The 26,009-nt window shown below is 49.7% G+C and carries 21 protein-coding genes and 2 tRNA genes; 17 read left to right on the top strand and 6 right to left on the bottom strand.

Annotated elements, in window-relative coordinates; translation table 11 throughout:
* Nucleotides 1-22 precede the first annotated feature (22 nt).
* From ACZ50P_RS06560 to ACZ50P_RS06515, 10 genes are all read left to right on the top strand, one after another.
* Nucleotides 23-565, top strand: a complete 543-nt coding sequence (locus tag ACZ50P_RS06560; protein ID WP_464117356.1) for an ExbD/TolR family protein — start codon at nucleotides 23-25, stop codon at nucleotides 563-565.
* A 3-nt stretch (nucleotides 566-568) separates the two neighbouring features.
* The gene (locus ACZ50P_RS06555; RefSeq protein WP_464117357.1) at nucleotides 569-1,072 is read left to right on the top strand and encodes an ExbD/TolR family protein; all 504 of its coding nucleotides are present in this window, start codon (nucleotides 569-571) and stop codon (nucleotides 1,070-1,072) included.
* Nucleotides 1,073-1,076: 4 nt separating this feature from the next.
* On the top strand, nucleotides 1,077-4,790 hold the full coding sequence (locus ACZ50P_RS06550) for a tetratricopeptide repeat protein (protein WP_464134444.1): 3,714 nt from the start codon (nucleotides 1,077-1,079) through the stop codon (nucleotides 4,788-4,790).
* A 14-nt stretch (nucleotides 4,791-4,804) separates the two neighbouring features.
* A complete protein-coding gene (locus ACZ50P_RS06545; protein WP_464117359.1) occupies nucleotides 4,805-5,053 on the top strand; it encodes a hypothetical protein in 249 nt (82 codons plus the stop codon).
* A 17-nt stretch (nucleotides 5,054-5,070) separates the two neighbouring features.
* The gene (locus ACZ50P_RS06540; RefSeq protein ID WP_464117360.1) at nucleotides 5,071-6,540 is read left to right on the top strand and encodes an AgmX/PglI C-terminal domain-containing protein; all 1,470 of its coding nucleotides are present in this window, start codon (nucleotides 5,071-5,073) and stop codon (nucleotides 6,538-6,540) included.
* 17 nt (nucleotides 6,541-6,557) lie between these two features.
* Nucleotides 6,558-7,340 carry an outer membrane beta-barrel domain-containing protein gene (locus ACZ50P_RS06535; RefSeq protein WP_464134442.1) on the top strand — a complete coding sequence of 261 codons (783 nt, stop codon included), beginning with the start codon at nucleotides 6,558-6,560 and terminating at the stop codon, nucleotides 7,338-7,340.
* Between the two features lie 23 nt (nucleotides 7,341-7,363).
* A complete protein-coding gene (locus ACZ50P_RS06530) occupies nucleotides 7,364-9,484 on the top strand; it encodes a tetratricopeptide repeat protein (protein ID WP_464134440.1) in 2,121 nt (706 codons plus the stop codon).
* A gap of 16 nt (nucleotides 9,485-9,500) precedes the next feature.
* Complete coding sequence (locus ACZ50P_RS06525) at nucleotides 9,501-10,148, top strand: hypothetical protein (protein ID WP_464134438.1); 648 nt, start codon at nucleotides 9,501-9,503, stop codon at nucleotides 10,146-10,148.
* A gap of 192 nt (nucleotides 10,149-10,340) precedes the next feature.
* Nucleotides 10,341-11,990, top strand: a complete 1,650-nt coding sequence (locus tag ACZ50P_RS06520; protein ID WP_464134437.1) for a HAMP domain-containing methyl-accepting chemotaxis protein — start codon at nucleotides 10,341-10,343, stop codon at nucleotides 11,988-11,990.
* A 167-nt stretch (nucleotides 11,991-12,157) separates the two neighbouring features.
* Nucleotides 12,158-13,816, top strand: a complete 1,659-nt coding sequence (locus tag ACZ50P_RS06515) for a methyl-accepting chemotaxis protein (protein WP_464134434.1) — start codon at nucleotides 12,158-12,160, stop codon at nucleotides 13,814-13,816.
* On the opposite strand, the gene murJ is transcribed toward ACZ50P_RS06515, so the two are convergent.
* Nucleotides 13,788-15,296, bottom strand: a complete 1,509-nt coding sequence (gene murJ / locus ACZ50P_RS06510; RefSeq protein WP_464134433.1) for a murein biosynthesis integral membrane protein MurJ — start codon at nucleotides 15,294-15,296, stop codon at nucleotides 13,788-13,790. The genes ACZ50P_RS06515 and murJ overlap by 29 nt on opposite strands.
* 115 nt (nucleotides 15,297-15,411) lie before the next feature.
* Here murJ and rpsT point away from each other — a divergent pair, with 115 nt between their 5' ends.
* Entirely contained in the window at nucleotides 15,412-15,675 is a 264-nt protein-coding gene (gene rpsT, locus ACZ50P_RS06505) for a 30S ribosomal protein S20 (protein ID WP_011163955.1), read from the top strand.
* Nucleotides 15,676-15,780: 105 nt separating this feature from the next.
* Here rpsT and ACZ50P_RS06500 read toward each other — a convergent pair whose 3' ends face one another.
* From ACZ50P_RS06500 to ACZ50P_RS06490, 3 genes are read right to left on the bottom strand one after another with little or no spacing between them, the layout of a single operon-like run.
* Nucleotides 15,781-16,158, bottom strand: coding sequence for a PilZ domain-containing protein (locus ACZ50P_RS06500; RefSeq protein WP_464117370.1), 378 nt, complete (start codon nucleotides 16,156-16,158; stop codon nucleotides 15,781-15,783).
* Between the two features lie 32 nt (nucleotides 16,159-16,190).
* Nucleotides 16,191-17,204 (bottom strand): DNA polymerase III subunit delta, encoded by a 1,014-nt coding sequence (gene holA / locus ACZ50P_RS06495; RefSeq protein WP_464117372.1) that lies wholly within the window; start codon nucleotides 17,202-17,204, stop codon nucleotides 16,191-16,193.
* 27 nt (nucleotides 17,205-17,231) lie between these two features.
* Nucleotides 17,232-17,813: an LptE family protein gene (locus ACZ50P_RS06490; protein ID WP_464117374.1), complete on the bottom strand. Its 582-nt coding sequence runs from the start codon at nucleotides 17,811-17,813 to the stop codon at nucleotides 17,232-17,234.
* Nucleotides 17,814-17,857: 44 nt separating this feature from the next.
* On the opposite strand from ACZ50P_RS06490, the gene ACZ50P_RS06485 reads away from it, so the two are divergent.
* From ACZ50P_RS06485 to ACZ50P_RS06460, 6 genes are all read left to right on the top strand, one after another.
* Nucleotides 17,858-19,024, top strand: coding sequence for a pyridoxal-phosphate-dependent aminotransferase family protein (locus tag ACZ50P_RS06485; RefSeq protein ID WP_464134430.1), 1,167 nt, complete (start codon nucleotides 17,858-17,860; stop codon nucleotides 19,022-19,024).
* On the top strand, nucleotides 19,021-20,007 hold the full coding sequence (locus tag ACZ50P_RS06480) for a D-2-hydroxyacid dehydrogenase (RefSeq protein ID WP_464134429.1): 987 nt from the start codon (nucleotides 19,021-19,023) through the stop codon (nucleotides 20,005-20,007). The genes ACZ50P_RS06485 and ACZ50P_RS06480 overlap by 4 nt, the downstream gene beginning before the upstream one ends.
* Nucleotides 20,008-20,068: 61 nt before the next feature.
* Nucleotides 20,069-21,367, top strand: coding sequence for an adenylosuccinate synthase (locus ACZ50P_RS06475; RefSeq protein ID WP_464134426.1), 1,299 nt, complete (start codon nucleotides 20,069-20,071; stop codon nucleotides 21,365-21,367).
* Nucleotides 21,368-21,520: 153 nt separating this feature from the next.
* Nucleotides 21,521-21,596 (top strand) — tRNA-Lys (locus ACZ50P_RS06470).
* A gap of 27 nt (nucleotides 21,597-21,623) precedes the next feature.
* Nucleotides 21,624-21,699 (top strand) — tRNA-Glu (locus ACZ50P_RS06465).
* Between the two features lie 475 nt (nucleotides 21,700-22,174).
* The gene (locus ACZ50P_RS06460) at nucleotides 22,175-23,365 is read left to right on the top strand and encodes a sensor histidine kinase (protein WP_464134424.1); all 1,191 of its coding nucleotides are present in this window, start codon (nucleotides 22,175-22,177) and stop codon (nucleotides 23,363-23,365) included.
* A 15-nt stretch (nucleotides 23,366-23,380) separates the two neighbouring features.
* Here the strand turns inward: ACZ50P_RS06460 and ACZ50P_RS06455 are convergent, their stop codons facing one another.
* Both ACZ50P_RS06455 and ftsH read right to left on the bottom strand, forming a co-directional pair.
* The gene (locus ACZ50P_RS06455) at nucleotides 23,381-23,944 is read right to left on the bottom strand and encodes a hypothetical protein (protein WP_464117511.1); all 564 of its coding nucleotides are present in this window, start codon (nucleotides 23,942-23,944) and stop codon (nucleotides 23,381-23,383) included.
* Nucleotides 23,941-25,785 carry an ATP-dependent zinc metalloprotease FtsH gene (gene ftsH / locus ACZ50P_RS06450; protein WP_464134422.1) on the bottom strand — a complete coding sequence of 615 codons (1,845 nt, stop codon included), beginning with the start codon at nucleotides 25,783-25,785 and terminating at the stop codon, nucleotides 23,941-23,943. The genes ACZ50P_RS06455 and ftsH overlap by 4 nt, the downstream gene beginning before the upstream one ends.
* Nucleotides 25,786-26,009 lie beyond the last annotated feature (224 nt).

Genomic DNA, 26,009 nt, shown 5'->3' with positions numbered 1-26,009 from the left:
TTAACTAAGGATGGGATAAAACATGAGACGCGCACGCAAGATTAAAGTAGATCATAACAGCGAGTTCGAACTGGATTTGGCTCCGCTGCTGGCCGTGATGGTTAAGTTGGTACCGGTCCTTCTGGTTTCTTCTGCCTTTGTGCAGATGATGGTGATTGAAACTGAACTTCCTCAGGTTGTCAGCGAAGCCATTCAGCGCCAGGAAGACCAGAAAACACCCACGAACGTGGCGCTGGAAGTCGATCCACAAGCCATCCGCATTGTCGTAACGGAAAAAGGCCAGGAGAAAGTAGAAACCATCGCAATGAAAGATGGCGCCTACGATCTTCAAGGGCTGCACAACAAACTGGTCGACATCAAGAAAGCACATCCTGAAGTCTTCAAAATTGAACTCAGTCCCGATGGCAAGGTGCCTTACGACGTCATTGTAAAAATCATGGATGAGGCCCGTCAGGCCCGCGATGCCAAGACCAAGTTCCCGGTCTTTGACACCAAACAAGGCAAGAACGTGGAAACAAACTATATGTTCCCAGAGATTGTCTTTGCGAACACCATGGAGGGCTAACACATGTCACGTCGTCGTAGATACGAACCCACAACAAAAAAGAACTCCACATTTGGCTTGAATATCACATCCATGACCGACATGTTCACCATCATGCTGGTGTTCCTGCTGCAAAGCTACTCAACATCCGAGGTTCAGCTGAATCCGGATAAAGAGATTCGCTTGCCTTCATCTGCATCAATGACCAACGCCACAGAAGCCATCAAGCTTTCCCTGAGTGGCTCTGCTTTGAAAATGGATGAAACCAAAATAGCCGATGTCAAAAATGCGGATTTCCTGCCACAGGATCTTGAGGACAAGGACACCAACTTCATCAAGCCCCTGTTCCAGGAACTGGATAGAATTGCCAAGTCTGAGGATCAAAAGGACAAGGCCCACGTAAAAGAAGGACGAATCCTTCTGCAGGCGGACAAGGATCTTCCTTACGCCACTCTGAGAAAAGTCATGTATACGGCATCCATGGCAGGCTTTCCTCAGTTGAAACTTGTTACCATGGTCGGAGAATAAGTTTATGATTCGCACAGTAGTTCTGCTTCTTGCATTTCATCTGTTTTCATTGTACTGCTTCGCGGCTGACAAAAATGCCAAAGGGCTTTTGCCTGAAGTTCGCATGGACAACGGCAGCGAAAGCGAAAATGAAAAAAAAGCCTTCAGCAGCGAGATCATGATCACTCGCTCTGAAAACAGAGCTATTGAGTCCCTGCAAACAATCATCAAAAAGAACAAGGGCGCTGCCAACGAAGCCGATCTGTGGTACCGACTGGCAGAGCTTTACATGCGTCGCTCCAAATCGGGCCGATTCTTTGATCTTCATCAGAACACACCTCTGATGAAGCTTTCGCCGTTTCCAGTCCCCAACGAACGTGGGGCTGAGGCGATCAAACGCGCCATCAAGATCTATACAAAAATTGAAATGGAATTCCCGAAATTCAAACAGATGGACGCGGTCTTTTTCAACAATGCTTTTGCCAATCAGCAGATTGGTCAGTTTAAAGTTTCAGAAATTTTATATCACAAACTTTTGACTCAATTCCCCAAGTCCCCCCTGATTCCCGACGGTACTTTGGCCGTCGGTGAGTTGCTATATGACCAGGGCAAGTTCGAACAGGCTCTGGAACATTTCCTGCGCGTGGAAAAATTCCCAAACAGCCGTGTTTATTCCTACGGCATGTATAAAGCCGCTTGGGCTTATTACAATATGCGCGACAGTGAAAACGGCATCAAAAAACTGGTTCAGGTCGTAAAAACCAACCCTCCGCTGCAAGAGGGCGAGGTTCCTACCAACCGCCACAACTTGCGCCGCGAGGCCATGCGCGATCTGACCATCTTTATTGGCGACACCTACCCTGCCAACAAACTTTATTCTTTCTTTGAAGACATCGCCACGGAAGATGAGCTGGGTCAGTCCATGATTGATTTGGCAAAACTCTATGAGTCCCACAGCCGTCAAAAAGAGATGAACATCTTCCTGGAAGAATATATCGACAAACGCTCTTCCGGACCGGATGTGGTGCGCTCTCACCTGTTCCTGGTGGATGCCAATGAAACTCTGAAAAAACGTGATAAGGTGATCGACCATCTTCAATATGCCAGTGACCTTTGTAAAGCCGACTCGGCCTGGAGAGGGCTGCAAAAAGTGGAAGTCGTAGAAGCCTCTTGCGTGGAAGGCTTCCGTCGCACCAGTCTGGATATGGCGAAAAAATGGTGGGAAATCTGGCTGAAGAACAAACAAAATGTCGCGTTCTCTGACCTGACACAGCGCTTGTTCAAATTGATTCTTGAAAATGAAGATCCCGCCAAACCGGATCTCAAAACTCGCTTTGCTTACGCGGAGCTTCTGTTCCAACTGGAAAAATTTGACGAAGCCAGCACCCAATACAAAATGGTGGGCGACAAGTCTTCCGAGGAACCACTGCGCCATGACGCCAACTATGCCGCTCTTTATTCCAAAGAGAAAAGCATCGAAAAGAAAAAAGATGCTCTCAAGGAAGCTGAACGCAAAGAGCTGGCTGCCAACTACCTGGCCAAACATGCCAATGGCAAATTCGCCACTTTGGTCAAATTCAAAATGGGCCATATCGCCTATGAAGAGTCCAACTATCCAGAGGCTGAAAAGTGGCTGACTCCGCTGGCGTCCTTGAAAGGCAGCGAGAATGCTGACATCAAACGTAAGTCTGAAGACTTGATCCTGGACATTCTGAACATCCGCAAAGACTATGCAGGAATTAAGGCCTTCTCCAAGAAAGTCCTGACCTCCAGCTCTGACGAAAGCCGCAAGAAGAACATGAACAAAATCATGGAAGAGGCTCACTTCACAGAGATTCAGGAATTCGCCAAAACCGGCGACAAGAATCAAGCTTCTGACAAGTTGATTGCGTTCGCCAAAGAACACGAAGGCTCAAAACTTTCCCAGGATGCTTTGTGGCAGGCTTTAAGCTTGCAATACACCGAAGGAAAAGTCTTTGAGGCAGCAGAACTGTCCCTTAAGTTTGTGCAGAAGTACCCAGACGACAAACGTAATCTGGATGCCTTAAAAGAAGCGGCCAAAGCTTATGCCGACGTCGGCCAAATTTCAAAATCAGCTGAAACGCTGGTCAAAGTTGCCGATCTGGACAAGAAGGGCCGCAACGCCCACCTGGAGCTTGCAGCCGATATCTACCTGTTGGAAAAGAAGACCAAGGAGGCACGAGCTGCCTACCACGGAATTCTAGCCGGGGCTGACAACAAGACTCTGGAAAGAATCTATGGCAAGCTGCTGGATTCCTATAAGAACGAACCACGCTCGACTGAACTTGAGAAACTGCAGAATCAGATTCTGGCTAAAGGCATAGAGCCGTTCACAACCCAGATCATGATTGATCGCGCCAAATCACTTCTGGACTCTGGCAAGAGCACTGCTGCTTTCGATCTGGCAATGAAAGCCAACGGACGCAATGTAGCCCCTGAAATTCGCGCGGAGGCCCGCCTGATCCAGGCACGCATTCTGGAAAAAGAGCTGGTCAGCCAAAGTGTCAAGGCTCGCGAAGAAAAATTCGCTCTGGTTCTGGCAATGAAGACCGAAAAGCTCGACAAAGCTCACACGGCTTACTACACCACTTTGAAAATGTCGAAGGATCCGTTCCAGCAACTTGAAGCCATGCGCGGCATTGACCGCTGTTATGCGAACTTCATCGACAGTCTGACAACAATGCCGCTGCCAGCGTCTTTGACTCCACAGGATCAGGAAGCCCTGCGCGCTGAAATCGCAAAACTGACGACTCCGATTCAGGACAAGAAGAATGATAATGAAGCGAAGTTGAAAGTTCTGGCGGCCTCCAAAGGACAAACATCTTCCAGTGAACGCAGCTTTGCCGCCATTCGCGTGGATCAGACGGTGCCACCGCAAGTGCAGTACCCTGCGCCTGACAAAATGGCGGTTTTCCTGCCGGAATCGACAGACATGACGATCGGCAAGGTGTCTCGCTTTGAGACCCGCACACCGAAAGCCTGCAACAAAAGCGCAATCATGACTGGGCAACTGGCCAATCTCAACGTCACTGAAGTTGCGGGAAATTGTTATTATTCTAGACAGTACGAAATGGTTGAAAAACTGGGTCTTGAGCTTGCCAAAAACAAAGACTCGCGCGCCCTGGGTCTGTTCTATGCCAGCGTTGGTTCCGAAGCTCGGGGTTTCAATGACAAAGCTTTGTGGATGGTGGAAGCCGCTTTGAAGACGCAACCCGAAGCATCGCCTTACGTCTATCAAAAAGCCCGTCTGCTTTACAAGGAAGACGGTATGAATTCCGCGATGCCATTTTTCGATAAAGTTTTAGACATGCAAATGGCTTCGACGGAAATGAAAACTTTCGCTGCAGTGAAGGCTTTCTCAGAGGGAGATTTTACGAAAGCCCTTGAAAATTTCTCTGCAATGCCGAAAGAACAATTGTATACTTTGAATGTAGGAACCGTGATGAGTGAAGCATACGCTCAGAAGGGTGAAGTCGAGAAAGCGCTGAGTGTGGTGAAAGACCTTCTTAGTCGCAAGAAAGACAATGTCGACTTCCTCTTGCAGCAGGCTCACTTGTTCGAGACTTACAAAGGCAGTCCAACGCTTGCGCTGGATTCCTACGAAAAGGCACTTAAAGCCAGTCAGCAATTGGAAATGCGCGACTGGTTGGGTAAGAAGATACAGTATTTGAAAAATCAAAACAAAGTCGGTCAGCACGTTATCTCGGGAGACTTGTAGTATGGAGGGTACAAGTGAAAACTATCATCACAGCGATGGTCGCTTTCATTCTTCTGGGAACATCGACTGGCTTTGCCAAACAAAGAACAGTCCGTAAAGTCCAGGAAGTCAATTTCGGTGACATGAACCTTAAGGGGACGATTCGCAACCCTGACGGCGCCTATCTAGTACAAAAAAGAGGTATCAAATTCATGCCTCTTTACGATGTGCAAAAAGATATGGATGGCCGTATCCGCGAATCAGCTCTCTATCTAAATAATTAGATTTCATGAGGTGTCACATGCTCACGTTGATTGTACGTCAATCCCTGAAAGATGGGACTGCAAAAACCTGGAAGTTAAGATCCAACAATAAAGCACATACCTTCGGGTCCTCCCGTCTGGCCGATGTTATTTCCATCGCTCCGGACTCCAAGGGCATCCAGGGCATGTTTGAATTCCGTGATGGTGCCTGGTGGTATGTCGATCTCGATATGAACTCCAGCGCTTCCGGCAAGAACTCCCCTGCTTTGCGTCTGGACGAGGAAAAGTCCCTGACTCTTGGCGACTGCGTGCTGAACTTCACGCCGGTGACCAAGGAAGCAGATCTTTATCTGCGCCTGGAACAGGCAGGTCGCGAGCAACGTGAAGCCGGCAAACAGTTCCAGCTCTACATCGTCAAACAAAACGATCAGGTGCTTGAAACCAAAATTCTGCCGATGAATAAGAAGTTCAAACCTCTGTCTGCTTTGACACCGACTACGGTGACTTGCGTCCCTTCCCAGGAATGGCATAAGCAGATGGTGGGTGACCTTGAGGTCAAACAAAGAACCGTCTCTCTGGAAGACGCTGCCCGCATGGCTCGCCTTTCAACAGATCAACTGGTCGATGAAGACTCGAAAAAAGGTGTGTTTGTCGTTCTTGGTGCCGCTCTTCTTCTGGTGACAATTGGCATCTTCTCGCCAAAAAGTCAGGAACTTGAAGTGGTGGCAACACCACCGAAGGCAGCACAAAAAGTTATTGTAAAAACTGAAATCAAACCCAAGCGTAAGAAAGCTGAATCCGCACCTGCTCAAAAAGTGGTTGTGAAAGAGGCTCCTGCAGCTGCCGGTCAAAAGCAGGCACAAATGCCTACAGGTGGCGGCAGTAAGGTTTCTCAGATGATGAAGTCGATCTCTGGCGGCCGTATTTCACAACTGATCGGAAAGGTTTCCGCGCAGGCCGCAAAAAGCGGCAACGTGGTCATCGCCAATGGTGTTAAAGCCGGCAGCGGTGCATCCGGACGTGCCTTGGCAGCCGTTGGCAGCATGGAACGCTCAGGTCGTGACTGGGGTCGTGAAGGCACCGGATCTGGCGGTGGGGTTTCCACTGTTGGTCGTGGTGGTGGCGGAAGTGCCTCCAGCATGGGTGGCTTGGCGGCTGGCGGCACCGGATCTGGTGGCGTCGGTCTGATCGAAGAGGAAAGTGAAATTATTGGCGGTTTGGATCGCGAGATCATCGCTCAATACATCAAGTCCCAGCTGGGTCAGATCCTTTATTGCTACGAAAGACAACTGAGTGCCAAACCGGACTTGTTCGGTAAGGTCGCAGTTAAATTCACCATCGGACCATCTGGAAAGGTGGAACAACAACTGATTGGTGACACAACACTTAAGAACGCAACCGTTGAGGGATGTATATTGAATAGGGTTGCCGCGTGGAAGTTTCCTGCTCCACAGGGGGGAACGCGCGTGCTTGTGACTTATCCATTCTTATTCAAGAGTACAAACTAAGGCGGGGGTAAATTATCATGTTGAAGAAGACCATTGTAATGTTCATCTTGACGGCATCTCAGGCATTCGCACAACAAGCGGCCGACAGCAAAGCTGATCAACGCGGTAGCGACAAGCTGGACATCAAAAAACTGGAGCAAAAATACTGGGCAGCCAAAGACGATGACTTTAGCGTCGTGCAAAATCGCCGCTACGTCAAAGCCGAGCGTTTCTATCTAACCGGAGCCGCCGGCATTCCTTTTAACGACCCCTACAGCACGGGAACTATCGCCAGCGCAAGTCTGGGGTATTTCTTCAATGAGCGCTGGGGTCTGGAGGCGAGCTACAACTCCGCCAGCATGAAGGACAACGATGCCGTAGGCCAGTTCGTCAACACTTACGGCGTCATGCCCGACCATAACATCTTTAAGTCCTCTTATTTTGTCTCGGGCATCTGGGTCCCCTTCTATGCAAAAATGAGCGTGGTCGACAAGGCCATCATCTACTTCGACATGGGGATATCCGTTGGAGCAGGAACCTTGGACTACGAGATCACACAGAAAGAAGGTAATGTCAGCAAGAACACATTCGCCTATAAACTGGGAGTGTTCCAGCAGATCTTCTTCTCTGAGCACTTCGCGATACGTGCAGATCTGATCAACACCTGGTCCAGCCAGGATAAAATGAAGTTCTATGCGCCCAATTCGACCATCAACTTACCTGGTGGCGGGACAACAACGACAAGTGGCGGAGCTCGCGATCTGGGATCTGAAACAATCAACGATACATCACTGATGATTGGTATCACGTACTGGCACTAATTTTCTCCAGGGTGGGGGGATTTATGAGTAAGTCACTAAGTATTTTAATTGCACTTTCTTTCCTGGGCAGTTCAGCTTTTGCTGATCCTGCCCTGAAAGTCAAAAAAAGCGGCCGTTCTGCGGACCCCAGTCTGAAGGTGAAATCCAGTCTGGTCCCAACCTTTGATGTCTATCAAAAGCGTGTCGTCAAAGGCAAAACGGAAGTCTTCAAAGTTAAAAACATTCCTTTGCTTAACGTCGGGGAAGAACGTGAAGTGGAAGCCGCAGTGCTGAGTCCACTTCGCCTGCCCGCCTCTCGCGAAGTGGCACTGAAAGAAACCCGCCGCCGCGAATCCCCGCCTGTCATCAACTTTGTGCTGAAGCCTTATACTGATGTTGTGGCGCCAGCAAAGAACCTGACCAGCGCGGACGCCTTCAAAAAGATTCCGGATGTCAAAGTTCTAAATCCTGTGATGGATCCCGTCACCCAGGAACCTCTGGTTCAACTGACAAAGCTTGAAGACCTGCAGCCTAATGACTACAAACTTTTGCAAGCGTTGATCTTTCTGGAAATCCAGAAGAACTACGAACTGGCCATGGGTCTGTTCTCTGAATTGATTGAGGACCCGAAGCATCGTATCGAAGCCTTGTACCACTACGCCATGACTGCCAAGGGCCTGGGTTTAAACTCCGAATTCCGCCAGTATATGATCCAGGTGGCTCAGGAAACCAAATCCAAGGAATGGCAGCAAAAAGCCACAGAAGCCCTGGTTCAGCACATCAACGTTCTGGAGACCTCTGATATCGCCTTGATTGATCCTTTGGTCATCAAGTACGACATGGACGTCACCAAGAATGACGACTATCAGATCACGCGCGCAAAGTACTATTCAGACAAAGGCCAATTGGGTCTGATGGAAGATGCTTTGATCTTTATCGGGGAAAAATCACCGCGCTATCCTGAGGCTCTGCTGCTCAACGCCCTCTTTAACTATCGTCAGGGTAAAGTCGAAGAGGCCACAATCTATCTGGATAAACTGATGGCAGCAACCGAGAACGACAAAACATCACAACTGCGTTCTGTGGGAGCGTTGACCCTGGCTCGGATGCAATTCCAGAAAAGCCAGTACAAGGAAGCCTTCCAATCCTACCTGAAAGTGGATAAATCCAATCCCCTGTGGTTGCAAGCCATGGTGGAAAGTGCGTGGACCCAGATTCTGGGCGAGGACTACGAAGGTGCGGCCGGGAATATGTTCTCGCTGCACACGGACTTCTTTAAAAACGCCTTCTCTCCTGAATCTTATGTGGTTCGCACCGTGGGTTATTTGAATCTGTGTCAATACGGTGATGGTGTCCAGGTGCTGAACGAGATGAAAAAGAAGTACTCTCCCTGGAAGAAAAAGCTAGAGGACTACAAGGCGTCTCACAAGGATTCTTCTGCATACTATGAGACCGTGAAAAGCTGGATCAAGAATTCAGACCTGAAGGAAGTCGACGGTCTGCCCCGTTCATTTATTGTAGAGCTGGCCCGACATCCGGCTTACATGAGCGTGCAAAAGCAGATCAACGCCTATGAGGATGAGATCGTAAAATTCAACCGCATCGCTTTGACTTTGGTCAAAAAAGAGCGCGATCTGATCGCTCGTCAGAACGAAGCCAACAAAGAACTTGCAGAGGCCAAAAAAGGTCTTAAAGGCCAAAGTCCCTCTGACAGTGACATTGCCAGAATTCAAAAGGCCGAGCAAAAACTGTTAAGCTACCGCATCCAGTATCACATCGCAAAGAAAGCCCGCACCTCGATCAAAAATCTTCGTGCAACCGGTTTAGCCCGCATCGAAAAGGAAAAAACTGTTCTGCGGGCCCAGGCGTCCCAGGCTCTTCACAACCGTTTTGGCGAAATGCTGGCGGGTCTGGACAAGGTACTGGATCAAAACGATGTCCTTCAGTATGAGCTTTACTCCGGCGCGGGTGAGCACATCCGCTATCAGATGGCCGGCGGTGAAATCAACGAAAAGGAACGCCCTGAATTAAAGGTTCAAAAGGAAAAGAGTTTGAACTGGAAATTTAAAGGCGAAATCTGGGAGGATGAGGTGGGTCACTACCGCTCCTCTCTGAAAAATGTGTGCGCTCAAGATGGCAATGTAGCCGGTTTGTCTGAACAATAAGAAAGGGACTTTCAAGATGAAATTCACTCAAGCACTGACAACTTTTAGCCTATTGATGAGCCTGGCAACAACTGCGGCGGCACAAAACTCCGCCAAAGAAGGCCTGGAAAAAATCAAAGGAAATTTGAACAACTCCAAAGCCAATTTGCAGGAGTATGAGAAGAATCTGAAAACGGTGGATTCCAACCTGGCCGAAGTGGGTAAAGCCAAGGCCCAGGTCGAAAGCCAGCAAAAGCAAGTTTTGCAACAAGCCGAAGAAAACAACCAGGCCATCAGCCGCGTCAATGGCCAGGAGAAAGAAATCCAGGCCCTGATCGCGGATGAGCAAAACAAAATGAATCAGGAAAACCAGAAGATTCAAGAGCTGGAAGCTATGATTGCCAAAATCAAAGAGAACCAGAAAAAACGCGAACTCAACATCAGCGACTATCAACTGCAACTGAATCAGCTCGGTGAGGAAAAGAAAATCTGGAGCTCTCGTCAAAGTACTCTGAAAGAACAAAACGAACAGGTAAACCAAAAACTGCGCAGCTTGGCCAGCGAAGAAAACGAATGGAAAGCCAAACAGCGTGGCTATCAGGGCGAAGTGAAGCGCTGGGGCAAAGAAGTTGAAAGACAGCAAAAGATCAGCGACAGTTACAACTCTTTGGCAGAAGTAAAATAAATTCGTGAGTTCATTTTGATTCCACCCAGGGACTCCTTCTTAACTGAAGGGTCCCATTTCTTTTTACCCGACTTCGATCCCCAATCATTACACACCTGCGTATAATCTAGACTCCACCCCACTAGTATATGCACCGAAATGCTGCTGGTATTTATTAAGCAACCTAACCAATTTAAAAATCATAGGGACCACATGAATCACACGGGGATCAGTTCCTGGTTCACAGGGATCAAAGGTAAACTGTTAATAGCAGCGGTGCTTCCGGTTGTTGGATTTGGAATCGTCTTTTACATCTCACACACAGGGATGAAGGAATTCGAATCCTATCTGAAGAACTCGCACACCAACATCATTCCAAATCTGCAGGCTTTGGCAGAACAACGCCAAGCCCGCAATTCCTACGGCTATCAGCTTTTTGCCGCCATGAGCATGAAGACAGCGGAAAAAAGAGAAGAGCGCCTGAAGATTGCCCGCGAAGCAGTTGAGCAATACAAGAAGGCTTTTGAGGATTATGCCTCTACCCCATTCACTCCAGAAATGGAGAAAGTCTTCGAACCGGCCAAGGCGGTGCGCGATGAGTACCTGAAGCTGCTTAACGCAAATATCGAACTGGTCAGTCAAGGCACGCCCGAGGCCTTTGAAAAAGCGCAGGCCCAAATGGATGGGCGTCTGTGGGAACTCGGCACGATCATGCACAAGATGAGTGCAACCTCCGTGGCCTACTACAACGAAGCCGCAGCTACTGATGCAAAAGATGCCCTTGCGGCCTCTTCACGAATAAACACTATGACAATGCTGGTGACCCTGGCCTCCACGTTTGCGATTTTCGGTATTTTGCTCTGGATCGCTGCAAGAATTTCTTCATCCGTCAGCTCCATTGCTTCGCGCCTTTCACAGGCCGGAGGACAAGTGGCGGCCGCTGTTGAACAGCTCAACGAAGCCGGCAATGCCCTGTCACACTCCTCTACAGAGGCCGCCGCATCCTTGGAGGAAACCGTGGCAGCCCTTGAGGAAATGAGTTCGATGGTTCAGATGAACTCTGACAATGCCAAACAGGCCGCGGCTCTGTCTGCGTCTTCCCGCGATTCGGCCGAACAAGGGGAAAAAGAAATTCAATCTTTGATTTTGTCCATGACCGAAATTTCCCAGTCATCCAAAAAGATCGAAGAAATCATCTCTGTGATTGACGACATTGCCTTCCAGACTAATCTTCTGGCCTTGAATGCGGCGGTGGAAGCTGCACGCGCTGGCGAACAGGGTAAAGGTTTTGCCGTGGTGGCTGAGGCCGTTCGCTCATTGGCGCAACGAAGTGCCGCGTCGGCCAAAGACATCTCCTCTTTGATCAAGGACTCGGTTTCTCAGATAGATGCTGGCAGTGAGATCGCTGATAAGAGCGGCACCGTTTTGACGAATATTGTGAATTCCATCAAGAAAGTGTCTGACCTGAACAACGAAATCGCCGCCGCCAGCTCGGAACAAACCACCGGTATTCAGCAGATCAGTAAAGCTATGAACCAGCTGGATCAAGCGGCTCAAAGCAACGCGGCTTCCGCTGAAGAAATCGCCGCCACCAGTGGCGAGATCAACAGCCTGGCAACAACCAATCAAAACCTGACGGTGGAACTCAACGCCGTCATCCTGGGCACCGGCTCGACAATACCTGAAACTCTTCCAAAGACTCCCCCCAAAGCGGTCCGAACAGCCTCATCCCTCACTAGACCCGCTGCTAAAAAAAGCAATGTGGTCCCGATGAAGACCTCCCCGCCCCGCAATGATTCCCAGGACATGATTCCGTTTGATGAAGACGACCGTGCAAAGGTTGGAACAACAGACGGTTTTTAGTCTTAAAAACACATCAAGATTTATTAACAACCCCTCGACTTAAGAGGGGTTTTTTATGTTTTTTACCTCATTTCTCGTATTAGAAATTCTGGACTACGAAGCACTATTGCAAATTCCGAATGATTATCTGTTAAAAAACCATAAAGAATTATACGGAGGCTCAACAAATGTCAGATTTTAAACTATCAGGTTGGTTCAAAGGTATTAAAGGAAAACTCCTGATGGCTGCTTTCATGCCCATGATCGGCTTTGCAATTCTGGGCTCTATCGCCATCAACGGAATCACAAGCGTCGTCAACCTCTTGGATGTCGCCAACGAACAAGTTATTCCCACCTTTGATATGGTTGGCGAAATGCGCCAGGCCCGCAATAAGTTTCAATACGGTGCCTGGGCCGCGATGGAACACATCGATGAACCTGAAAAACTGACGTCCTATCTAAAGGCCGCCACCGAAGGTCTTGAGGAATTCCGTAAGGCCCAGGAAACCTACGACCCGATCCCAAGAACACCGGAAGAGGACAAGGCCTACCAAGTGGCCAAACCGCTATTCCCGGAATATTACGCCTCGATGGAAAAGATCATCGCCTTGATCCGCTCCGCAGACCCTGCCAAAGTCAAGGAAGCCGAAGTCCTACTGGATGGCCGTTACTCTGAGATCGGAAAGGCCGTCCGTGTCTGGAATAGTGCCGTCACCGACATCTATGCAAAGATGGCCAAAGATGGCGTCGCTGAAGCAAATTCAACGGAAGCCTATGTCAAAAATCTGATCTATCTGGTTTCTGCAGCCACGGGTGTCATCGTGTTTGCTGTGCTTCTGTGGATTGCCGCGCGCATTTCAAGCGCCGTGGGTTCCGTCGCTGAACGCCTGACGACTGCCGGTGGCCAAGTGGCTTCTGCCGTTGAGCAACTAAATGAAGCCGGAAACTCTTTGTCCCAGTCCTCGACGGAAGCTGCCGCTTCTTTGGAAGAAACTGTAGCCGCGCTGGAAGAAATGACTTCCATGGTGCAAATGAATTCCGACAACGCAAAACAGGCCGCGGCTTTGTCCGCCAGCTCTCGGGACTCGGCCGAACAAGGTGAAAAAGAGATTCAAAATCTGATCACTTCCATGACGTCGATCTCCCAGTCCTCCAAAAAGATCGAAGAGATCATTCATGTGATCGATGATATCGCCTTCCAGACCAACTTGCTGGCGTTGAACGCGGCTGTTGAGGCTGCTCGCGCCGGAGAACAGGGTAAAGGTTTTGCCGTGGTGGCAGAAGCTGTCAGAACTTTGGCACAAAGAAGTGCGGCGTCCGCCAAGGACATCTCTTCTTTGATCAAAGATTCGGTGTCACAGATTGAAGCAGGCAGCGCGACCGCCGACAAATCCGGTGCCGTTTTAACCAACATTGTGAACTCGATCAAGAAAGTGGCGGATCTGAACAACGAAATCGCCGCCGCAAGTTCTGAGCAGACCACCGGAATCCAGCAAATCGGCAAAGCCATGAACCAGTTGGATCAGGCCGCACAAAGCAATGCCGCTTCCGCTGAAGAGATCGCTGCCACCAGTGGTGAGATCAACAACCTGGCGACAACGTCCTTAAATCTGACCGTGGAGCTCAATGAAGTGATCATGGGCACCAGTGATGTGGCCAAAGCCACGTCCGCTCCGAAAGAAAAATCGACATCAGAGAAGAAGCAAAAGGCTCCGGCCCCTGCTGCCAAGAAAAGCAATGTGATTCCAATGAAAGCCGCAGCCCCTGCGAAGAAAAAGGAATCCCAGGAAGTTATCCCGTTTGATGACGATGAAAGAGCTAAGGTGGGGACGACCGACGGATTCTAGAAATCTGTTCGCATCCCAAAACGTAAGCCAGACCGAAATAGGCGACAACCGCCAACAGGATTGTGATAAAGAGGGCCAGCATTTGCAGCCCTCTTCCTGTTTGGACCCTCAGCAGCTCGTAAGCCTGCAAAGAAATCACCATCCCCGCCCCTGCCAGCACAAACTTCATTGCCGGACGAAGCAGCACGGAAAGCCGGATTCCCGGAGAGTACTTTTTCAGAAGGACCATCAGCAATACGGCATTTATAAACGCGGCCACCACACCCGAAATCATCAGCCCCTCAAGCCCCCACAGTCGCATCAGCAGCGGCGCCAAAGACACATGCGCCACCAAAGAAACCAAGGCCAGCACCATGGGAACTTTCGTGTTTTTTACCGCATAATAAAGCGGCATCAAAACCCGGCTGCAGGACACCAGCAACAAACTGACGGCATAAACACGCAAGATCAAGGCGGTCATTTTCACGTCCTGCACCGTGAATTTGCCACGCAGAAAAAGAGCCTCAATGATCGGCTCGGCCAAAATATAAAGTCCCAGCGCCGCTGGCCACGCCAGGAACAGATTCATCAGGAAACTCTCTTCCGCGGTTTGCTGAAATTTTTCTTTCAGTCCCCGGTTGGCAAAATCACTCAAGGTCGGCAACAGCGCGGCCCCGATACTGACTGAAATCAACGAAAGGGGAAGTTCCAGCAAACGGTCGGCCCAGTAAATATAGGAAATCGAACCCTGCGGCAGCGAGCTTGCAAAGTACAGGTTCACCAAAGTTGAAAACTGCAAAAGCCCCATGCCGATCAGACCCGGCAGCATTCCTCGCACCACGGCTTTTACTTCCGGCGTCCAGAGCGTCGTCTGCAATCGCGGCAGATAGTTTCGCTGTTTTAAAGCCACCGCCAAGAGCAGCGCCTGCAACAGCCCCCCGATCAGTACACCCCACGCCAAGCCGTCCCCGTGGACGGCAAACCACTGCGGCGGCATAAAGGTGAACACCAGCATAGAGACGTTTAATAGCGCTGGAGCCAGGGCCGGCAGTCCGAAACTGCCAAGGGCGTTCAAAATCCCCATATAGAAAGCATAGGTGCAGACAAAGAAGACGAACCCAAACATGATCCGCCCCATACGCAGGGTGAGCTCCCACTTTTCGGCGGACAGGACATAGTCATCTGCCAAAAGCAGCCGGAACAGCGGCTCGATATAGACAATCCCCAGCAGGGTCACAACCCCCAGAACAATCAAAAGCAGGGAATAGATCGAATTGACCAGATTGCGCCCCCGAACACCGGTGGAGTCTTCCGCTTGAGCCTGCATAAAAACGGGAATAAAACTCACAGACAGGGAGCCTTCCCCCAAAAGACGGCGGAACAGATTGGGCACACGGAAGGCCGCGGTCCACGCATCGGTGACGGCCCGATCAAAGAGAGCCCCCAGCGCGATATCCCGAAAAAGCCCCAAGATGCGGCTCGTTAAGGTACCGGATGCCATAGAAAAAGCCCTTTTGAGGACCTTTTTTCGATCTTCTTTTAATCCACTTGCTTCGTGAGACACCCTATGTTAATCCCTTTGGTTCGTCTATAAAAGTTACTGTGGAGGTTATCCCTTGGCAAATCATAAGTCTGCAGCAAAAAGAGCTCGTCAGTCTATCCGTAAAACTGCTGTTAACAACGCTCGTAAAAGCACTGTAAAAACAGCTGAGAAAAAACTTGTTAAAGCTATCGAAGCTAAAGATCTGAAAGCTCTTCCTGAGTTGTTGAAGAACTTCTCTTCTCAAGTAATGAAAGCTGCTAAAACTGGCGTTATCAAGAAAGAAACTGCATCCCGCAAGATCAGCCGTCTTTCTACTCGCGCTTCTGCAACTAAGTAGTTTCAATTACGTATAAAAACGACCGAAATCGAGGCGCAAGGAAGACGCATACTGACCGTATGCCGACGACGAGCAACGAAGAATTCGGTCTTTTTTTTGGCAATCTTAGTTAAAAGATTCGTTTTGAGTTCGCGCGGATACAAAGGCGCGAATCTGTCTTTTTGTGGAAAACGCAATTTGATTAAAACTCAATCCGTGGGTGACTCTTGGGTCACCCTCTTTTTTTTGCGTTGATCGAACGGTCCCGCGAAGGAAAACAAAGTCCCCACCCGGCACCTGGAAGCTGACAACCAGTTCATGGCCTTCGGTCAGCACATAATCGGACAAGATGGACATGCCCCCTTCACCGATTTCCCCGGAATCACAGACAAAGTACGTCCCATCGCACAGAATACCCACCTTGCGTTTCATCGCACGGCGCGGATACTGGCGACGGAAATAGCCTTTATCTTCAAATGGAGAATTCGTGACAGCCTTGTTCATCAAGGCACTTATCGGTCTTTTTGGGGGACTTCTTAAATCGCAGCGTATTGGTTGCCACAGGTCTTCAGCACCAGGTTTTCCAACCAGATGTGACTGGACAATGGTGAGGACTTCAAAGCCTTGTCCGTATCAGCCAAAACCACCAGGGTTTGTTCTAGCTTCTTGGCAGTCCAAAGTCGGGCCTGATCCAGATAGCTTTCCAAGAAATAAGGTGGCACCTGGGCATAGTGAGCCAGCTTCGCCCCGTGCAGACCTTCTTCCATGCCTCTTTTCAGAGTCAGCAAAATACGCACGTGACGGGCCACCAAAGACACGATCCCGATCTCGTTCTGCCCCTGATCCAGCAAATGAACCAAAAGCTCCAACGCCTTCACACGGTCGTTTTCGCCAATGGCTTTGGTGAAATCAAAAACGTTTTCTTCCTTGGACCGGGACACGGCCTGGGCCACATCTGCCATCTCGATACGGCGTTCACCGACGTATTCACCGAGCTTTTTCAGCTCGCCTTCAATTTCGGTCAGATGATGCCCCACGAGCTTATGCAAAAGTAAAATAGCATCATTGCTGATCGTCAGTCCCAGGGACTGAGCGATGTAGTTGATCCAGGATGGAATCTGATTTTCGTAAGGTTTTTTGAACTCTACACAGTCAGCTTTATCCAAAAGCAGGCGGATCTGTTTTTTACGCTTATCCACGCGCGAAGCCAGAATCACAAAGACGGTGCTATCCACCGGGGATTCAAAGAGCGGCTCCAGCTCGGCCCATTCTTTGTCGGTCAGTTCTTGCGCTTCTTTTAAGATCACCAGACGGCGCGCTGCCATCATCGGCAGAGTTTCAACAGCATCCCGCACCGCCACCACGTCGGCATCACTGGCATAGAAAAGGCTGTAATTGAAATCCACAGCGCCTTCGGTAAGAACGGCGTACTTGAAGCGTTCAACGGATTGATTCAACAGATAAGGTTCTTCACCGAAAAGAAAATACAAGGGCGCAGTCTGACCTTTTTCAAGATCACGATAGAATTTCTGCGCATCGATGAGTGCCACTGTTGTCCCTTTTTAAGCTATACCGATTTAAAAATTCTCGGTGATACGATCATGGGCTTCAGCCATGATGTCGAATGCCATGAGGTCAATGTTTTGCCTCCGCGCAGAAAGATTGTAAAGAGGATTCACAGAGTTAACACCGGCCAGCGTTACTTGCGGAGCTGCGTATGTTCTTTCTCCGCTAAAGGACCCACTCCACAATTCTGTGCCATCTGCCTGACGCACAACTTTAACAGTCACCGTCAACAAAATGCGGTATTCTGAGGCAATAACAGTTCCATTAGGAAGATAAGGCGCCGAAGAGTCCCCGGCCACACGTTTGGCCCCCGGCAGATACTGGACAGTGTCGATTTGGCCAATCACCGCCACTTCGGAAAGAGAATTGTCCACAATTCGGGCAATGCGGGAACGCTGAAACTCTTGAATCAGGGAATTGGTGAAGGCCACTTCGATCCCCGTCTCTTGTGTTTTGTTCTTAAAAATCGGCACCGAAATCTGCTTGTAACCCCCCGGAATACTGCGTGTGCCAGAGCCCAAACGATAGGCACATCCTGAGAGAAACAGCGACAAGATCAGAGTGATGCGAAAAGCTTTAAATATTGCGTCCACGGGCCCAGTTGAGTATAAAATTAGCAAGGAATCAAGGAAGAAAAATGACAACTTCTCATGACGATTACAGTTTGTTAGCTCCGGGGCCTGTGAATATTCATCCTGAGGTGCGCAAAGCTCTGGCACTTCCCATGATCCACCACCGCACGCCGGAATTCGATAAGATCCTGAAAAAAGTTTTAGCAGACATCAAGGTTGTTTTTCAGACGGATCAAGATGTCTTTCTTCTGACCTCCACTGGCTCTGGCGGGATGGAGGCTTTATTGGTAAACACACTTTCGCCGGGTGACAAGGTCATCGCCGTCGTTTCAGGCAAATTCGGCGAGCGCTGGGCCGATATGGCTCAATACTTCGGTGCCAACGTCATCATTCACAACGTCGCGTGGGGCGAGGCCGTCAAAGTTTCGGACATCGAAGATCTATTAAAACAAAATCCCGACACTCGCGCTGTTCTTTGCCAGGCCTGCGAAACCAGCACCGGTGTTGCCCATCCGATTGAGGCCCTTGCGGCACTGACAAAAAACTACCCCGACACATTGCTTTTGGTCGATGCGATCACTGCCTTGGGGGCGTACCCCCTTCCGATGGATGCCTGGGGTATCGACGGCCTTGTCGCGGGCTCACAAAAAGCGTTTATGCTGCCCACGGGAATGGCGTTTGTGTCCTTCTCGAAAAAAGCCTGGAAGTTTATCCCCGACGCCAAATGTTCAAGATATTACTTCGATATCCGTAAAGAGAAAAAAGCCAACTCCAACGGAGAAACCTTCTTTTCCTCCAACGTGGCGATCATCCGCGCGCTGGACGTGGTGCTGTCCTTGATTACTAAACAAGGGTTGGAAAAACTTTTCCACGACATTCATCGCAGAGCTGAATTCACCCGTCACTTCACGCAGAAGCTGGGTTTCACTTTGTACGCCCATTCCCCGAGCGATTCTGTTACGGCTTTGACGGTGCCACCGCAAATGGACGGACAGAAAATCCGCCTGCACCTGGAAGAAATCCACAACATCACCGTCATGGGTGGCCAGGATCAGGCCAAAGGAAAAATCATTCGCGTCGGCCACATGGGCTACATCCAGGACTTCGAGATGGTGCGCCTGATTGAATGTCTGGGGCATACATTGCGCCACTTTGATCCCGACTTTATGTCACTGGAGCATATCTCCAACATCGCGACAGAAGCTAAGAACTGGCTGGAGCAAAATCCATGAAGAAAAAGATTCTGATCACGGACCGATTTGCACACGACAGTTACTTGTACTTGCAGCAGCACAGTCACTTTGAAGTGGTCCGCAGCGACAACCCTCAACATCTTCCACTGGAGCATTTGGTCAGCGCTCATGCCCTGATCATCCGCAGTCGCACGAAAATCAATGAAGAACTGCTGCAAAAAGCACGGCAGTTGCAATTGATCGTCACTTGCACCAGTGGCTTTGATCACATTGATTTGGATGCGACCCAAAAGTGGGGCGTCACTGTGATGCACACCCCAACCGCAAATATTGAATCCGCGGCCCAGTTGACGTGGGGGCTGGTTCTCAGTTGTGTGAACAACATTGCTCAGGCCAGTAAGATGGTCAAAGCCGGCGACTGGAACCGCGATCTGATCACAGGTATGGAACTGACCGGACGCACTTATGGCATCGTCGGATTGGGCCGCATTGGCTCCCGCGTGGCGGAGCTGGCACAGGCCTTCGGCATGAATGTGGTGGCTTACGATCCGTACCAAGAAGACGAAGTCTTTGAACGCCTGCATATTCCGCGCTTAAGCTATGAAGAGGTTCTAAAGACTGCCGATGTTCTGAGCTTCCATGTGCCAAAAACTCTGGAAACAGAGCATATGCTCAACCGCTCGCAGTTTGAATACATCCACCGCGGTATTGTTCTGATCAACACCTCGCGCGGTTCTGTGATCAATGAAAACGACCTGTGCGAGGCCTTGGAAAAAGGCTGGCTGCGCTCTGTGGGCCTGGATGTGTTTGAAAAAGAACCCCTGCATAGAAACTCAAATTTGTTGAAATACCCGAATGTGGTTTTGACTCCGCACATTGGAGCCAATACTGAAGACGCGTTCTTTAAAGCGTCCCAGATCGCAGCTAATAAGCTTATGGCGTTTTTTGTGGACGGCTCGACCTCTGACACCCTCCCGCCAAGAGCACCATGGTATGGAGCGGCTCCGTTTAAAGGCGAATAAACTTGCCTGAATCCCCCTGTTTGAGAGACATTTTTAGGGTCTGTTTTAAGGGGTACGTTATATGTCAGGCGTTGTAGTTGTCGGAGCTCAGTGGGGCGATGAAGGTAAAGGTAAACTGATCGATGTGTTCGCAGAAAAGGCGGACATGGTTGTGCGCTATCAAGGTGGCGCCAACGCTGGTCACACACTGGTGGTCAACGGTCAAAAGACTGTTCTGCATCTGGTTCCCAGCGGAATCCTGCGCCCGGAAACAACATGCGTGATCGCTTCCGGCGTGGTGATTGACGTCTTCTCAATCCGCGATGAAATCAGAAAACTGAAAGACACAGGCTTTCTGCAAAATCCAAAACAACTTTTAATCTCTGATACGGCGACATTGATTTTGCCTTATCATAAGGCGCTGGATGCCGCTCGCGAAGCGGCCTTGAGCGATGGCAAGATCGGCACTACAGGCAAAGGCATCGGCCCTGCCTACGAAGACCGCGCTTCTCGTCGTGCGATTTTGTTCGGCGATCTTTTCGACAAAGAAACTTTGAAAAAGAAACTGGAACTGGCCCTGACGGAAAAGAACTTCATGCTGGAGAACTACTATAAGAGCTCCACCTTCAAGTCTGAAGAACTGATGAAGGATCTCTTGGCTGTGGCTGAAGAACTGGCTCCGTACCGCACGAAAGACACTTCTTTGTTCATCAGCAAAAACCTGAAGGCCGGCAAACGCGTTTTGTTTGAAGGCGCACAAGGCACGATGCTGGATATTCTGCATGGAACTTATCCGTTTGTGACAAGCTCCTCCACTCTGGCGTCAAATGCGTGTGCTAGTGCGGGCATTGGACCTGCCAGCGTACAAAAAGTGATTGGCGTCTTTAAGGCCTACACCACTCGCGTGGGCAGCGGTCCGTTCCCGACAGAGCTGAATGATGACATCGGCAAGAAACTGCAAATGGATGGGCACGAGTTCGGCTCCACCACAGGACGCGCGCGTCGTTGCGGCTGGTTGGATCTGGTGGCGTTGAAATATGCGATTCGTGTGAATGGCATTACGAATCTTGCGATGATGAAGTTGGATGTCCTGACAGGCCATGATCGTATTGGTGTCTGCACAGCGTACAAATTAAATGGCGAAGTGATCACAGACCTTCCAACCTCCCCTTACGAGCTGGAAAAAGTGGAGCCCGTGATCGAATGGATCCCGGGTTGGACACAAGATTTGTCGAAAGTAAAAACACTCTCGGATCTTCCACGCCCGACAACGAACTACATTGACTACTTGGGCTCTCAATTGGGCACTCCGATTGACGTCATTTCTGTCGGACCGGGCCGAGAACAGACACTGTGGGTCAAGCCTTTGTTCAACAATTAAGCATATTTAGCAGTTTTTACGGGGCCTTTGCTTAGAGCTTGAGCAAAGGCCTTTTTTTTATCAAAAAATCGCAAAAATTTTTAAAAAACTGCAAGAAAGTGTATTGACTTTAAACCCCTCTTACTACAAATTAGCACTTCCTCAACGGACAGTGGTTCGCTAGCTCAGCTGGTAGAGCACTTCACTTTTAATGAAGGGGTCGATGGTTCGAATCCATCGCGAGCCACCATTTTTTAGTTCGTTGAAATCTCTAAACGTTCCCATCGTCTAGGGGCCTAGGACACCTCCCTTTCACGGAGGATACAGGGGTTCAAATCCCCTTGGGAACGCCAATTTTTGAAAATAACAAAGCCCGATCGCAAGATCGGGCTTTTTTATTTTCAACATCTGACTTTCCAACAGGATTCGAATTTAGAGCGCCGGCGCAAACAATATCTGCGAAGCTTGTCTATTACAAAGCCGCCGGCACAGGGGTTGTTTCGGGCTCCTGCCCTCATCCCCTTCGGGGCTTACGCGCAAAAATAGCATCCTGCTATTTTTGTCCTCGCCCTCGCAGGACGCGAGCGCGAGGGTGCGCGAAAGCGCAGGGCAAAGCCCCGAGGAGCGTGATGCGACGAGCCCCAATCGTCGCAAAACCAAGAGCCAACAAGCGAGCTTCAAGCAAAGCGAGAAGCAAGCCAAACAATGCCATTTGCCACCCTAGTCCATTTATTTTATCGGTTCCAAACAACTTTGTTTAAAAAAACACTCCCCCCGTCTGATAATAAAGGCGATCCACACCACCATACTAGCGCCTGGGGGTTGCCAATGGAGAAGAGTCTCTTTCCAAAAGAACACAGTGAAGAGCACCACACATCCAACATCTATAAAGCTGCCGCCCAACAGATAAAAAGAGACAAGAGCAAGCTAAAGGCAGCGTGGGAAATGAAAGTACGCAATAAAATTCCCGCCGCTGAAGGCCAGACATCCCCGGCTCTGCTCAACTCGATGGAAGTCTTTTTAGACGAGCTTTGTGATTCTCTTGAAAAATCCACTCTGAACTCCAACTTCCGCTTGGGGGAACAGGGAATGTCGCGACTGCATGGGGAACAGAGGGCTCACCTTACAGGTTACTTTCTTCCACAACTTTTTCAGGAATTTAGCATTCTCAGAGCTGTGATCATGGAAGACCTCCATAAAACGGGTTTACTCAGTTACGAAGTGGATGCGATTATCAACGAGGCCGTGGATGCAGCCATCTCATTGGCCGCCACAGAATTTGCGGATGTTCATCAAACACGCCTTAAGCGGGCCCTGGAAAAAGCAGAAGCCAGCAATCTGGATCTGGAACATTTTGCAGCCATTGCCGCGCATGATCTGAAGTCTCCTCTGGCCACCATATCCGGTTACTTGGATCTGCTTACGGACGAAACAAAAGACGTTCTCGGGGAAGAACCATTAAAGTACATCAACGTCATGCAGAAAGCTTCCGAGCGCATGCGCCGGCTTATCGACAGACTGCTGGACTATGCCCGGCTTACAAAACCCGAGAAACCTTTCCAGCCCGTTGATCTTAACGAGATCCTGAATCATGTCCTGCAGAATCTGCATGAATCCATCAAAAAAACTCACGCCAAAATTCTTATGCCCGTGCTGCCAACAGTAAACGGCGATGCGCACCTGCTGACTCAGCTCTTTCAAAATCTCATCGCCAACAGCATCAAATTCCACGGAGCCTCGCCTCCCCATATTCAAATAGAATTTAAACGGCAAGATCACACTTACTTGTTCAGTCTTCAAGACAGGGGGATCGGCTTCAACCCTAAGGATAAAGAAAACATCTTCACTCTGCATAAGAAGCTGCAGGATGCCTCAGATACTCCCGGAGCGGGGATCGGTCTTGCCACTTGTCGTAAGGTGATTGAACTGCACGGTGGGCAGATTTGGGCAGAGTCCCAGCCTGGCAAAGGCTCCACCTTCCACTTCACTTTGCCTCAACCCGAAATAGAACAGAAATAAACCGGAATCAGAAAACTAGGAATATTTTTTTCCCATCGTCACCTCCATCTCAGCACTGGCCAGCCGTCGATAGATACGTATGCGGTCGTAAATAGGATACCAGTCAAAAAGAATGAGGTCGATGGGCCTCCAAAGAGACACCCACCCGAATATCACAAATCCCTCACGAACCGCACCACTGACAGGCCCTGGCTTCATCGTGGAAATGGCATGAGCGATTGTCAGGCAGGCCGCGACAAGAACCAATCCGATTCCCAAAAATATCTGCGCCGTTCGATATGTTTTGGAAAGCTGCCCCCGCTTGAGCTGAATCTGATAGTGGAAGTAATCGTGAATAGATTCTTTGATGTCATCATGAGAAACAACATCTGTAGCCGACTCGATGTGGATGTGAATCTGAAGAGGTCGGTTTGGGGATATTTCGTCAAGATAGGATTCCAGATACTTTGCGAACTCCTCGTCCAGATCCCGCTGTCGAAACGGCGCCGGATCGCGATAGTCAAAAAGCTGCTGCAGATCCTTAACACGGACCTCAATGATTTGCACACCGTTAACGATCTTGTATCTGTCTTCCTTCACAACCTCAACTCCGGCCCCGCTTGTTCAGAAATCGGAACAAGTTCCTGCATCAAAACTTTGATCTCATCCTGCTCCAGCGTTTCCTTTTCTAGCAACAAAGCTGCGCCTTTTTCAAGAAGGGATTTGTTGGCACGCAGAGCCTTTCGTGTCAGCTCCGTGCATGAAAAGACAATCCTCCGAATATCAGCATCGATTTCGGTGGCACTTTTTTCGCTGTAAAGACGATTGCGATAGTTCATGCCTGGAGTTTCTAAGAAAGTATTAGCCGGCTGTTCAAAGACGATATTCCCCAGATGGCGGCTCATTCCGTAACGGGTCACCACCGCTTCGGCAATATTGGTCACCTTGACCAGATCATCAGCAGCCCCGGTGGAGATCTCGCCAAAGATCACCTCTTCGGCTATGCGTCCTCCCAATAAGACACAGATTTTATGCAAGAGTTCGGCTTCGGTCATGAGATAGCGATCTTCGATAGGTCTTTGCATGGTGTACCCCAGTGCTCCCAACCCTCGAGGGATAATGGAGACCTTCTGCACTTTATCCACACCTGGAAACAAACTTGCCATCACGGCATGACCCATTTCATGGTGTGCCACAATTCTCTTTTCGTGTTCACTCAGAACACGGCTTTTTTTCTCAAGTCCACCTATAATGCGTTCGATACCTGCAACAAAATCCTCTTCGTTGACCGTTTCGGCATTTCTTCGCGTGGCCACCACCGCGGCTTCGTTCACAAGATTGGCAATATCAGCTCCGGTAAATCCCGAAGTCAGCGCCGCCAAATGTTCAATATTAAGTTGTGGTTCCGCCTTAATCTTTTTCAGATGCACACTGAGAATCTGCTCACGCCCCTGTTTGTCCGGCCGGTCCACCAGAATCTGACGGTCAAAGCGCCCCGCCCTGAGCAGGGCGGGATCCAAAACTTCGGGGCGATTGGTCGCAGCCAGAATCACCACGCCCGAGCGGGCATCGAAACCATCCATCTCTGCCAAAAGTTGATTGAGCGTCTGCTCCTTTTCATCGTGTCCCCCAATGCTTCCGCCAACAGCCCGGACCTTTCCCAAGGCATCGAGTTCATCTATAAAAATGATGGAAGGGGCATTCTTTCGGGCCTGTTCAAAGAGATCACGCACCCGGGCGGCTCCCACTCCGACAAACATCTCTACAAACTCAGAACCCGTGATGGACAGGAATGGCACCTGGGCTTCCCCTGCGACGGCACGAGCCAACAGGGTCTTGCCTGTTCCCGGAGGGCCCACAAGCAAGATGCCTTTGGGCATTCGCGCCCCCAAACGACCGTATTCAGAGGGGCTCTTTAAGAACTGCACAACTTCATAGAGTTCATCCTTGGCCTCATCAACCCCGGCCACATCATCGAAGGATATCTTTACATCTGTTTCAGCGTAAAGCCGTGCCCGGCTTTTTCCCACCGACATCAAACCTCCAAGTCCCCCTTTTTCCGCCATTCTTCGCGTCAAAAAGATGAAGAGACCGATGAAGATCAACGCAGGAATTGTCCATGAAAGAAGATCACGAAAGAAGGTGTTCTCAACCACCTGACGGTATTGAACTCCGGTGCCTTTGAGATTCTCAACCATCTCCGGTGCAACGCGATTGGTGACAAATCCTTTAAAGCCCTCACGAGGTTCTTTAAACTCGCCACGAACAGTGGTTTCCGAAATGACAAGATTGGCAACCTTTTGCTGCTGAAGCAGTTCTTCAAACTCACTATAGGCTATATTCTGAACCCTCAGAGGGTCCCTCCACATATCCTGAAGCCAGACAAAGGCCAGGAACGCCAGGAAAAACCAAAAGAAGTTTCTGCTCGGGTCTTTGAACACGATACGCCTCCTTGGATTCTATTCTGAAAAAGGATCCTCGGATTTTCCAACATATGTGCAGCAGTTTGTCAGCCGACCCAATAAAAAGGCGAAGCAAACGTCGGATGCCATGTCGATGTGAAACGAAAGCCCCTGGACCACTGATAACGCTCTTATTTTATTGAGTTATTTTCTGTTAATTTTCCTCAACATTTCCCTCAAAAATGCCGAAAAGAACCTCTAGA

The organism is Bdellovibrio sp. CKG001, assembly GCF_055397465.1.
The sequence above is the reverse complement of the archived record's forward strand: the minus strand, read 5'-3'. Positions and strand labels throughout refer to the sequence as shown.